Consider the following 11,318-nt stretch of genomic DNA (forward strand, 5'->3'; position numbering starts at 1 on the left):
AGAGCCGCACTGCTCATCAATCTGGCGATGAGCGGCGCGGCTTTATTTTGTATTTGTTTGAGTGAAGGCTAGGCTACCCATCCGACTAAGTGCGGCCGAGCTCCGCAGACTGATTTTAGCTTGCGGCGCCGAAGTTAATCACGCCGGATAAGGCTTGCCAGTATGAGGCGAGGACCATGGCAGCGGCGACAGGGTCGTTGCCGGCCGCGCCGCCACCGCCGCCGTGACCGCCATGGCCAGTGCCGCCAAGGCTAAACGGGGTGTAAACCATTGGCCGGTCGCGCTGGGCGTCAGTGCTGGTTTCGGTGCGCGTCTTGACAGCTTTGCCAGTCGGTTGCGGAATGGCTTCAGCCACCAAGCTCGGGAGGGGCCGGGAAAAATCATGCGGTGCCGGTTTCTTTACGGCAATGGTCAGGTTTTCTGACTGTTGCGGGAACTCGGTTAAGTCGGCTGTGGCATCATCAGTCACCTGATAGCCTTGCTGTAGGTAAGGCAGGGTGAATTCATGGCGGTTGAAGGCAATCGGACTACCAGCCTCACCGGTGATGGCGATAGCGGTTAGCGGCTGCTTGGTGGTTTCATCCACGATGGTGACCGTGATTTGCGGCTGCCGCTGCTTGGTCAAGTTGACGATAAACTGATTCATGCCAGCCGTGAGGCGATAGTGGTAGACATTGCTGCTGAGCACGTAACCTGCCGGTGCCACCAGCACACGGCTGCCAGTTTCGCCAACCGTGCCGATGAAAGAATCGACTTTGAGCACGCGGCCTTGGTAGAGGTAAGTGATGGCGGCTGGGACAGTGGCGGTAGTTTTGGTCAGTTGCACCGTGAAGGCATTCATGCCGGCCCTGAGCGTATACATAATGGCATTTGCTTGGCCGCTGGCGAGGTGATAGCCATTTGGTACGGCCACTGAGTAGCGGCCGCTTTCGCCCACTGGGCCGACAAACTGATCGGTTTTTACGACTTGGCCATTGTACAAATAAGTAATGGTCGCAGGCACCAGCGCTTTGGCAGTTTTAGCCAACTGCACGACGAACTGGTTGGTGCCAGCCTGTAAGGTATAGGCCAGAGTGGCGGATTGGCCAGCAGCCAATTGATAGCCAGCTGGCAGGTCTACCTGATAGCTGCCGCTGTCGCCAACGAGGCCTTTGAATTGGTCGGTTTTAACAATCTGGCCATTGTAAAGATAGGTCACCGTGGCCGGGACCGTTGCTGGCGTCGGGTCATTTGGCGCGGTGGCGCCAGTTGCTTCGACTCGGACGCGATACAGCGTTTCTGCATGTTGGACGTTGTAAGTCAATGTCGCCTGCTGACCAGCGGCCAACGTGTAGCCGGCGGGTAAGGTGTACGCGCGCGTGCCGTGATCGCCGATGTGGGCGGTGAAGGTTTCGGCGCTAATCTTCGCGGTATCCGTCCAGTACTCGATGGTGACCGTGGCGGCGGTAGCATCGGTTGGCGTGGCAGCTAACACATGGTGCGCCGGCTGGTTGCCCTGCGCCAAAAACGCCCCGGCCATGGCACTGGCTAGTAGCAGCGGTAAAGCGAGATAACGATCATTTTTCGGTTGAGTCATCAGGAGACTCCTTTCCGGCAAGGTCAAAAGGATCAGGAACTGATTCCGGTATCGCTACCATTTTAGCCTGTTTGATCTGAATTGTCAGCTCTGCTAATTCTTGCCAGTCCGTTGAAGTGGGTGGATTGGCCCAGGTCACTTGCGCGATGTTCAAATGATCATCATGAAAGTCTGATAAATAAACATCCGTGTTACGCGACAAGCGCGATTCAATCACGATAAATGCGTTGTCAAAACTGCGCAAGGTGCGGGCAATGTAGTCGCTGTAAATCTGGCCTTGCGCAAAGTCGACACAGACATAAACGCGGTCGCGCACAATCGCGGCAGGCAGGTAATTAATCAACGTGAACATGTAACTGAAGTACAGATTGACCGCCATCGTGTGATTGAGCTGCGGTGCCGGAGTGGCGCGCAGCCGGGCGATAAAGGTCAAAATCAAATGGTCGAAAGCGGGGTAGAGATTGCGGAAAAAGCTGATTTGATCATCATCAATAAAGGTCGTCGGCGCCAAGTAGAAGGTCGTAATCTGAACATGCAGGCCTTGCAACGCCGCTTCAATCGCGGCGTTTTCATGGGCCGGTTCATCCAGCAGGTGATAATCGGCAATCAGCTGCAAAAAGTCTTTGGTCAAATGGTCAGCGACTGGGAGCTGGGCGCCAGCCAGAGCCGCTTTTTCCTCGGCAGCGGGTAAATAATGCCAAGTGACTAAGAAGGCATACAAATAATCCAACTCGTGGTCATCGAGGCCAAAACTGGCCGGTAAAATCCGGTGCAGGCCATTCAGTTGGTCGGGATGACTGGCGATGGTTTGGCTGCCTGGCAGTGCCTTGCCTGTGTGCTGACCGTTGAGCATCCGCAGCAGCCAGATTTTAAGGAAAAACTGTAGCTTAGTCACTTGCGTTGGCATCAAGGTGTGATGGAATTGCGATTCCAGTAGCCGCGTGATTTGCGCCACGGTGCCCTCTAACTCCGCAAACGGACTGGCCACGCCGTTATATGCCACAAAATACAGCTGAAACAGCGCCAGCCGCGTCGCAAACTCTTCGTCTTCAGCTGGGTGCGGCGGCAAGAACTCCTCTTGCTTCAGAAGATGCTTGAGGTGTTCAGCCGTTTCGTAGAACTTGGCATTGCTGATGTAGTGATCTCGCATATAAGCGGTTTTGGGGTAGCGATTAGAGAAAAAGTACTGGTATTCAAAGACCGTAAACAAATAGGACCGCTGCAGATACAGCAAGCGGAGTCGCTGCATGACCACTTTGGTCAGATGATGCCCACGCCAATGGCCCTTGTCGAGGTCATCCAGGTAGCTAGGGGTATCATCAGAGACCTCCACCAGATCCGCGTTCAAGGTGTCGAACATTTTATTCAGCTTGTATTTCGTCTGGCCAAATTCGGCTTGAATGCGCTCGGTTGCCATCAAAAGCGAGGGCTGAGCGCTTAACTTTTGTAGAACCCGAAAATTGGTCGCATCTTCCTGATTAAAAAGTGCGGCTTCATCCACTTTGTTTCACCCTATCTATCAAATTCCCCTTCGTTACCACAAGTATACAGCAAGTTATCTCAAAATATGGTATTCGTAGGAATAAATATATTGGTGAACGTGTTATTTTTTTGGAACATGACAACAAAAAAGTGCGGGCCAAGGCTCGCACTTTCGCGGTTCACAAGTGAATTAAGCATTCGCGTGATGCATTTTCTTTTCAAAATGCTTCAGCACCTTGGACAGACTGTAGGTCATGATGAAGTACAGCACCATCGCAATGGTAATCGGGAGCACCCCGCGGTAGGTATCGGCTTGCACAATCCGCAGCTGGTAAATGAGGTCCGCCACCCCAATGATGGAGACAATGGAAGTTTCCTTGATCAGGGAAATGAATTCATTGCCCAGCGCCGGCCAAATGGCGGTTAAAGCCTGCGGGAACACGACATAGCGCATGGTGTCCTTTTGCGATAGGCCCAGTGAGCGCGCCGCTTCGCTTTGGCCCGGGGCGATGGCTTCAATGCCGCCGCGGAAGATTTCGCTGACATAAGCGGCGGAGTTCAGGCCCACCGCCAGCGTCCCGGCGACGATGGCGGAGATGTTATAGAACATCCCGAGGCCAAAGTAGATGAACATCACTTGCACCATCAAAGGTGTGCCCCGCACAAAGGCGACATAAGCATTCGCCAGCGTTTTGAGCCAAGTGATTGAACCTAGGCGCACGAACGCGAGCAATGCGCCTAGCAGCGCCCCGACAATCAAGGCGACGAAGGAAATGCCAATCGTGTAGCCGACCCCTTTGGCAAAATAAGTCCAGTAATGCCACATGGAGTGGGTTTCAGCACCGGTGCTGATGTACTTGGCGGCGGCTGGGAGGAACTGTTTGTTGATTAGATCCTTTTGCTTGATTTTCGCAATGCTTTTGTTAATGGCAGTTTGGAGGGCGAGGCTACCTTTGGGTAGGGCAATCGCATTGCCGGACTCGCTGCCAGAAACGGTGAAGTGGCCATCAATGGCAGCGAGGCTGGTGTCAGCATTGGCGTAAGCCACCGCTGAGGCGGAGTCTTTAACGATACCGTCGATTTTGTGCGCCTTGAGGGCCAACACTAAGTCGGAGGCATTTTGCATACCCACCGGAGTGGCGCCAGGCATTTGCTGCTTGATCAGGTCGTAGGCAATACTCCCGACCACAGCGCCGACTTTCTTGTTATTGAAGGAGGTGCGGCTTTGGTAATACCCTTTGTCGGTTTTCAACACGATGATATCTTGCTTGGCGGTGTAGTAGGTGTCAGAGAAATCAACGTGTTGCTTGCGTTCGGCGGTGGGGGAGAAGCCAGACAAAATCATGTCGACTTTCCCGGTTTCCAGCGCGACCAGCAGCGAGTCGAAGTCCATTTTCTTGACCACCAGTTTGACGCCGAGATCTTTGGCGATTTGCTTGCCGATTTCAATGTCCATGCCGACAATTTTCTCTTTGCCATTCACATTGGTGGTGAATTCATAAGGCGGGTAGTTCGGCGAATTACCCATAATCAGGGTGCCTTTTTGCTGAATGCGGGCCAGCGAGTCGTCAGTGGCGGCTTGCGGCTGCTGGGGCGGGGTGAGACTGAGAATCATCAGCGCGCTGAAGATAGCGGCAAATACAAGCGAAAGTTTTTTCATGGCCAGGCTCCTTACATAACGATGTCAGGGGCTTATTTTACACATATATTCATAAATATGCAATTAAAATTCAATATTCATTCACAATCGTTTTGCTGCTTGGACTGCCATCACGGTTCCCGACGCAAAAAAAAGCCGCCTCGCAAGAGACGACCATTTTTGGTAAAAGGTTAAGCTTACAGTTCTTCAGGAACCAGCTTAACTGGCTTGGTGCCCATCCAGCCGCTGATTTCCTTGAAGGTATCAGTGATGGCCTTGGTCCCAGGAGCCAGCAACTTACGAGGGTCATAGCCCTTGCCTTGTTGGTCCTTACCAGCTTCGATGTATTCGCGAGTTGCCTTAGCAAAGGCCAACTGGCATTCGGTGTTGATGTTGAGCTTAGCAATCCCCATGGAGATGGCCTTTTCAACTTGTTCCTGAGGGATGCCTGAACCGCCGTGAAGAACCAGTGGTTGAGGAACCGCTTCAGCGATTTCTTGCAGACGGTCGAAGTGCAGGCCCTTCCAGTTGTCTGGGTATTGGCCATGAATGTTACCAATCCCAGCAGCCAAGAAGTCGATGCCGGTGTCGGAGAAGGCCTTAGCATCTGCAACAGAAGCTAATTCGCCTTCACCGATAACGCCGTCTTCTTCACCGCCAATTGAGCCAACTTCAGCTTCAACGGAGATACCCTTGGAGTGAGCCAACTTAACGATTTCCTTGGTCTTGGCCAAGTTTTCGTCAACAGGCAGATCGTGGCCATCAAACATAACGGAGTTGTAACCAGCTGCGATGGCAGCCTTGGCAGCCTCGAAGTCACCGTGGTCCAAGTGAATAACAACTGGCACAGTGATGTCCATTGCCTTAACCAAAGATTCGATCAGCTTTTGGCAAACTTCGTAGCCGCCCATGTACTTAGCAGCGCCCATGGAAGTTTGGATCAGGATCGGCACATTGAGATCTTGTGCACCCTGCAAAAGTGCGCGAGTCCATTCCAGGTTGTTGGTGTTGAACGCACCAATCGCGTAGTGGCCCTTACGAGCAGCCTTAAACAATTCAGTGCCGTTAACTAATGGCATAAGTGAATTTCCTCCTATTGGAAAACAAATTTTTAACTTCATCATTTTAGCATAGATTTTCAGAATATGCGAAGGCAGATTATGCCTCTTTTCATTTTGCCAAAACCGGCCGACTGGGGCCGCGCGTTCGTGGCTTAACGCAACCGAGCTTAAATGAGATGAGTTTTCAGCTTTTGATGCGAAAATTATCGTTGACAAATGTAAACGTCGCTTGTATAGTTTACAAATGTAGACAGGAGGAACGAACATGACCCCAAAAATCGATGATATTAGCCCAGCTGAATGGGAAGTGATGCGCATCGTCTGGACCAAAGGCGAGGTGTCAAGCCATGATCTGATCAGCTTGTTGCAACAAAAGCGCGATTGGAGCGACTCCACCATTAAAACCCTGATTGGGCGGCTGGTGAAAAAAGCGCTGCTGCAGACGACCAAAGACGGCCGCCGGTTCCTTTATACCGCCACAGTGGCAGAAGGCACCGCGATGGACAGCAACGTTCAGGCGATGTTCGCCAATCTTTGTGCCATGAAGCGGGGCCAAACCTTGGTCAACTTGATCAAAGCATTGCCGCTGGCGCAGGCCGATATCACTGCGCTGCAAGCGGTCCTGGCAGACAAGGCGAAGACGGCGCCGGAAATGGTGCCTTGTGATTGCCTGCCGGACGAAACGCAATGCGAAACTTGCGAGGTGAAGGACCATGAATAACGAAGAACATAAGGCAGCAAGCATGACTGAGGACAAGGCGATGGACCATGGGACGAACCATGAGATAATGAATCACGACATAGGTGAGATGGATCATATGGCCATGAGCCACGATATGGACCACATGAACATGGATCATATGGACATGAACCATGGCGATCACATGGGCCACATGGATATGGGCGGCTTTAAGCAGAAATTCTGGTGGTCTTTGATCGCCGCCATCCCAGTATTTATCTTGTCGCCGTTCATGGGTCTGCACTTACCGTTCCAAACGAGCTTTCCGGGCTCGAATTGGGTGGTGCTGGTACTGGCGACGTTCCTGTTCTTCTACGGTGGCCAGCCGTTTTTGAAAGGCGCGCAAGGCGAACTGAAAGCCAAGACGCCAGCGATGATGACCCTGATCGCCATGGGGATCAGCGTTGCTTACCTATACAGTCTGTATGCTTTTGTGATGAATCAGTTCATTGACCCCAACGGCATGGTGATGGATTTCTTCTGGGAACTGGCCAGCTTGATTGTGATCATGCTGCTGGGCCACTGGATTGAAATGAACGCCGTGATGAATGCCGGCAACGTGACCCAGAAAATGGCGGCACTGCTGCCAGGGGAAGCGCATGTGCTAGGGGCTGACGGTAAAGTGACCGCTCTGCCGTTGGCGCAGCTGCAGGCCGGCCAGCAGGTCATCGTCCAGGCCGGGGAAAAGATTCCCGCCGATGGGCTGGTGATTGCCGGCAGTAGTGCGGTGAATGAAGCGCTGGTCACTGGGGAAGCCAAAGCGGTCGCCAAGCAAGCCGGTGACCAAGTGATTGGCGGCGCGGTCAACGGCGATGGTTCGCTGACGGTGAAAGTGACTGGCACCGGCGAATCTGGCTATCTGGCCCAGGTCGCCAAGTTGGTTAGCGATGCCCAAGCTGACAAGTCCAAAGCCGAAACCCTGGCCGATCAAGTGTCGCGCTGGCTGTTCTACGCCGCGGTTTTGGTCGGGCTGATTACCTTTTTCGTTTGGACCGGGATCAGCGGGCTGTCCACTGGGCTCGAACGCCTAGTCACGGTGCTGGTGATTGCATGTCCACATGCGCTGGGGTTAGCCATTCCGTTAGTGGTCGCGCGCAGCACCAGCTTGGCGGCGGCCCATGGGTTGCTGGTTCGTGATCGGCAGGCGCTGGAAACAGCCGGAAAAATCGATACGGTGTTGATGGATAAGACTGGGACCTTGACTCAAGGCACCTTCAAGGTTAACCAGGTGCAGGCCCTGCAGTCTGGCTTGAGTGACGATGACGTGTTAGCGCGCTTTGCCGCGCTGGAGGCACATTCCAGTCATCCGCTGGCCACCGGGATCTTAGCGGCGGCCAAGGCGAAATCACTCGCGGTGGCAACGGCTAGTGACGTTCAGACGGTGCAAGGCGTCGGGCTGACCGGCCACATCGACGGCCAAGCCTATGCGATTGTGACTGCTAGTTACCTACGTGATCATCAGGTGACCTATGATGAATCGCAATACCAGACATTGGCCGCAGCGGGCAATTCGATTAGTTTTTTGCTGCAGGATCAAACCGTCCTGGGCTTGGTGGCGCAAGGGGATGAAATCAAACCCGATGCGCTAACCTTGATCAAGGCGCTGCGGGCGCAAGGGATTGAGCCAGTGATGTTGACCGGGGATAATCAGGCAGCGGCTGAGGCCGTAGCGGCTAAATTGGGCAACATCAAAGTACATGCCGAGTTGAAGCCTGAAGATAAGGCTAAAATCGTCTGGGATTATCAGCACCAAGGCCATCAAGTGGCGATGGTCGGCGATGGCGTCAATGATGCGCCAGCCTTGGCCCGCGCGGCGATTGGGATTGCCATCGGGGCCGGGACAGATGTAGCGATTGACTCCGCTGACGTGGTCCTAGTTAAGAGCGCACCGCAAGACATTTTAACCTTTCTCAATCTGGGTCGAGCCACGACCCGTAAGATGATTCAAAACCTCTGGTGGGGGGCTGGCTATAACATTCTGGCCATTCCGCTGGCCGCCGGCGTGTTAGCCGGCGTGGGCATCATTTTGAGCCCAGCAGTTGGGGCCTTGATTATGTCGGCCTCGACCATCATCGTGGCGCTCAATGCGATGAGTTTGAAGCTTTAACCACAACCCACTGAACCCAGTACTGGAATTAACAAAAATGCAAGCCTTGGATCAGCAAAAAGGCTTGCATTTTTGCTTACGGAAAGATAGTCTAAACCTTGTGACCGGTTACAAAAGGTCAGTAGAATCGAAAGGGGGGAATAGCAATGCGGCCGTTAAAAATTGGCGTTTTGAATGTGATGCATGATAAACAAGCGACGAATGAACGCCTGACCCGCGTGCTCACGCACAGCGGCCAGCCGGTTGAGCTGCATTTCTATTACCCCACTTTGCACTACCCGCAAGGCGCCCCGGCGGCGGTTGCGGCGATTTTATCCCCACTCTCGATTACTGAAGCGCAAACGATGGATGCCTTCATCGTCACTGGCGCGCCGCTTGAGGCGTTGCCTTTTTCAGCAATCACTTATATCGATGAAGTTAATCAACTGTTTGATGCGCTAGCAGCGGCTCATGTCGTCCAACTGCATTTATGTTGGGGCGGCATGGCCGCGCTGGCCCATTTTTATGGCATCGAGAAGCATCTGTTGCCGCACAAGCTGTTTGGCGTTTATCCCCACAAGATCGTGGCCGAAACGCCGCTGCTTGCCGGGTTGCAAGATGGCTTCAAGGCGCCCCATGCGCGGTATGCCGAGATGGATCTGGCCCAGATCCGCCAGCAACCTCAGCTGACGCTCGAAGCGTTGACCGAGACTGGCGATCTACTGCTGGTGGAAAACCATCATGCCGAGCAAGCCTTCATGTTTGCGCATCTCGAATATGGCAGAAAGGGCCTCCTGCACGAGTATCAACGGGAAATCAGCACCTATCCAGACCGCCACTATCGGCAGCCGGAAAACTATTTTGCTGATCCCGCGCACCTGGCAGGCCCGCAGTTTGATTGGGCGGCCACCCAAGCCGTCTTTTTTGACCAATGGGTGGCGCATGTTGCTGAAGTTGTGAAAACTAAGGGGGATAAATAAAATGATTGCAAATAACATTACTGAATTGATTGGCCACACCCCGATGGTGAAGTTGAACCGCGTCGTCCCAGAAGACGCCGCTGATGTGCTCGTGAAGTTGGAATTCTTCAATCCCGCTGGCTCTGTCAAAGATCGCATTGGCCTGGCGATGATTGAAGCTGCCGAGCAAAGCGGCGCCTTGAAGCCAGGTGGCACCATTGTGGAGCCAACGTCTGGGAACACCGGCATTGGCCTCGCTTCAGTCGCTGCGGCCAAGGGCTATCATCTGATTGTGATGATGCCTGAAACCATGAGTGTGGAGCGCCGGGCCTTGATGCAGGGCTACGGCGCTGAACTCGTGCTCACGCCAGGAGCTGAAGGGATGCCTGGCGCGATTGCCAAGGCGGAAGCGCTGGCCAAGGAAAAAGGCTACTTCCTGCCGATGCAATTTGAAAACCCGGCTAACCCTGATATTCACGAACGCACCACCGGGGAGGAAATCATTGCTGATTTAGATGGCACCCCAGATGCTTTCGTGGCCGGCGTCGGCACTGGTGGCACCTTGACTGGGGTTGGGCGCGCGCTACGCAAGGCCAACCCGGAAGTTCAGATTTATGCGCTCGAAGCGGCTGAATCCCCAATGCTGAAGGATGGCCACGGCGGCAAGCACCAGATTCAAGGTATTTCCGCTGGGTTCATTCCGAAGGTGCTGGATGTCGATTTGTACAATGACATCATTGAAGTGACCTCAGAGCAAGCACTGAACATGGCTCGCGAAGTTGGTCACAAGGAAGGCTTTTTACCAGGCATTTCCGCCGGCGCCAATATCTTTGGCGCAATTGAGCTGGCCAAGAAGCTGGGCCGAGGCAAGACCGTGGTCACCGTGGCGCCTGATAATGGCGACCGGTACCTGTCCACTGCCTTGTTCAAATATTAATTACAACCAAAAACGCGCCAGCGCTGGGCCAAACCAGCACTGGCGCTATTTTTGTGCGAAATTATAGTAAGCTGCATGCTGCTTCGTCGGCAATCAGCACAAAGCTTGGGTGCAATGTGAGCAGCGTGGCCGGGACGTTGGCATCGAGTTTACCTGCCATCAGCGTCTTCACAATTTCCTGTTTGCGGGTGCCAGTGGCAATCATCAAGATGTTTTTGGCGGCCATGACACTGCGCGGCCCCATGGTGACAAAATAGTCCGGCACATCAGCCAGATCACCACTAGAAAATTCTGCTACCACCTGCTCGCGGGCCGCTTGGTTCAGCTCAACGCGAGACGTCCAACTATTGAAGGTGGTGGTGCCAGGCATGTTGCCACAGTAATGGCCATCGCTGCCAACCCCAATCAGCATCAGATCCAGCCCGCCATCGCGACGAATACGATCGTCTTGCTCGAGGTAATTATGCTGGTCAAGCCGGTGCACATTCTCCGCGGCGATGCCGGCCGGCTCAAGAAAGACGCGCCGGAGTTCAGAGATAGTGACGCCTTCTTGGTCCTCACTGGCGTAAGGCACTTCATCGAAGTTGTAGAAGTGGACATTGCTGAAACCAGCTTGCCCTTTCACCTGTGGAATTAGGGCTTTGTAGACTTCTTTCGGCGAGGTGCCGCCGGTGATGGCCATGTTCACACGGTGGGGCTGCATCATCATGCCAATCATGTAACTCGCAGTGAGGGTGCCAAGCGCTTCTTCAGTTGCAACTTTGTACAGTCTCATGGTAGGGCCTCCTTGGCAAAACGTGATTGAGATAAGTTTCTCCTATTTCAATCATATCAAAACC

General features: G+C 53.6%; 9 protein-coding genes. 4 read left to right on the top strand and 5 right to left on the bottom strand.

Going from position 1 to position 11,318, the window contains the following annotated elements:
• Nucleotides 1-115: 115 nt before the first annotated feature.
• The 4 genes from JUF11_RS00310 to fba form a co-directional block, all read right to left on the bottom strand.
• A complete protein-coding gene (locus tag JUF11_RS00310) occupies nucleotides 116-1,576 on the bottom strand; it encodes a mucin-binding protein (RefSeq protein ID WP_204117805.1) in 1,461 nt (486 codons plus the stop codon).
• Complete coding sequence (locus tag JUF11_RS00315) at nucleotides 1,557-3,077, bottom strand: hypothetical protein (RefSeq protein ID WP_204117806.1); 1,521 nt, start codon at nucleotides 3,075-3,077, stop codon at nucleotides 1,557-1,559. Before JUF11_RS00315 ends, JUF11_RS00310 begins: the two co-directional genes overlap by 20 nt.
• 171 nt (nucleotides 3,078-3,248) lie before the next feature.
• Complete coding sequence (locus JUF11_RS00320; RefSeq protein ID WP_204117807.1) at nucleotides 3,249-4,718, bottom strand: ABC transporter substrate-binding protein/permease; 1,470 nt, start codon at nucleotides 4,716-4,718, stop codon at nucleotides 3,249-3,251.
• A gap of 176 nt (nucleotides 4,719-4,894) precedes the next feature.
• On the bottom strand, nucleotides 4,895-5,776 hold the full coding sequence (gene fba, locus JUF11_RS00325; RefSeq protein ID WP_125580586.1) for a class II fructose-1,6-bisphosphate aldolase: 882 nt from the start codon (nucleotides 5,774-5,776) through the stop codon (nucleotides 4,895-4,897).
• Nucleotides 5,777-6,023: 247 nt separating this feature from the next.
• Between fba and JUF11_RS00330 the strand changes: the two genes are divergently transcribed.
• The 4 genes from JUF11_RS00330 (at nucleotide 6,024) to cysK (ending at nucleotide 10,479) form a co-directional block, all read left to right on the top strand.
• A complete protein-coding gene (locus JUF11_RS00330) occupies nucleotides 6,024-6,479 on the top strand; it encodes a CopY/TcrY family copper transport repressor (RefSeq protein ID WP_204117808.1) in 456 nt (151 codons plus the stop codon).
• A complete protein-coding gene (locus JUF11_RS00335; protein WP_204117809.1) occupies nucleotides 6,472-8,604 on the top strand; it encodes a copper-translocating P-type ATPase in 2,133 nt (710 codons plus the stop codon). The genes JUF11_RS00330 and JUF11_RS00335 overlap by 8 nt, the downstream gene beginning before the upstream one ends.
• Before the next feature lie 146 nt (nucleotides 8,605-8,750).
• Nucleotides 8,751-9,563, top strand: coding sequence for a homoserine O-acetyltransferase/O-succinyltransferase family protein (locus JUF11_RS00340; RefSeq protein ID WP_236000344.1), 813 nt, complete (start codon nucleotides 8,751-8,753; stop codon nucleotides 9,561-9,563).
• Between the two features lies 1 nt (nucleotide 9,564).
• Nucleotides 9,565-10,479 (top strand): cysteine synthase A, encoded by a 915-nt coding sequence (gene cysK / locus JUF11_RS00345; RefSeq protein WP_204117810.1) that lies wholly within the window; start codon nucleotides 9,565-9,567, stop codon nucleotides 10,477-10,479.
• Nucleotides 10,480-10,540: 61 nt separating this feature from the next.
• Here cysK and JUF11_RS00350 read toward each other — a convergent pair whose 3' ends face one another.
• Nucleotides 10,541-11,254 (bottom strand): glucosamine-6-phosphate deaminase, encoded by a 714-nt coding sequence (locus JUF11_RS00350; protein WP_204117811.1) that lies wholly within the window; start codon nucleotides 11,252-11,254, stop codon nucleotides 10,541-10,543.
• Nucleotides 11,255-11,318 lie beyond the last annotated feature (64 nt).

Origin of the sequence: Lacticaseibacillus suilingensis (assembly GCF_016861845.1) — a bacterium.
Lineage (GTDB): Bacteria > Bacillota > Bacilli > Lactobacillales > Lactobacillaceae > Lacticaseibacillus > Lacticaseibacillus suilingensis.

What these genes read in the sequence shown, in the direction of transcription:
- JUF11_RS00310 (WP_204117805.1), bottom strand. Translation starts at nt 1,576, where the DNA reads ATGACTCAACCGAAAAATGATCGTTATCTCGCTTTACCGCTGCTACTA.
- JUF11_RS00320 (WP_204117807.1), bottom strand. Translation starts at nt 4,718, where the DNA reads ATGAAAAAACTTTCGCTTGTATTTGCCGCTATCTTCAGCGCGCTGATG.
- fba (WP_125580586.1), bottom strand. Translation starts at nt 5,776, where the DNA reads ATGCCATTAGTTAACGGCACTGAATTGTTTAAGGCTGCTCGTAAGGGC.
- JUF11_RS00330 (WP_204117808.1), top strand. Translation starts at nt 6,024, where the DNA reads ATGACCCCAAAAATCGATGATATTAGCCCAGCTGAATGGGAAGTGATG.
- JUF11_RS00335 (WP_204117809.1), top strand. Translation starts at nt 6,472, where the DNA reads ATGAATAACGAAGAACATAAGGCAGCAAGCATGACTGAGGACAAGGCG.
- JUF11_RS00340 (WP_236000344.1), top strand. Translation starts at nt 8,751, where the DNA reads ATGCGGCCGTTAAAAATTGGCGTTTTGAATGTGATGCATGATAAACAA.
- cysK (WP_204117810.1), top strand. Translation starts at nt 9,565, where the DNA reads ATGATTGCAAATAACATTACTGAATTGATTGGCCACACCCCGATGGTG.
- JUF11_RS00350 (WP_204117811.1), bottom strand. Translation starts at nt 11,254, where the DNA reads ATGAGACTGTACAAAGTTGCAACTGAAGAAGCGCTTGGCACCCTCACT.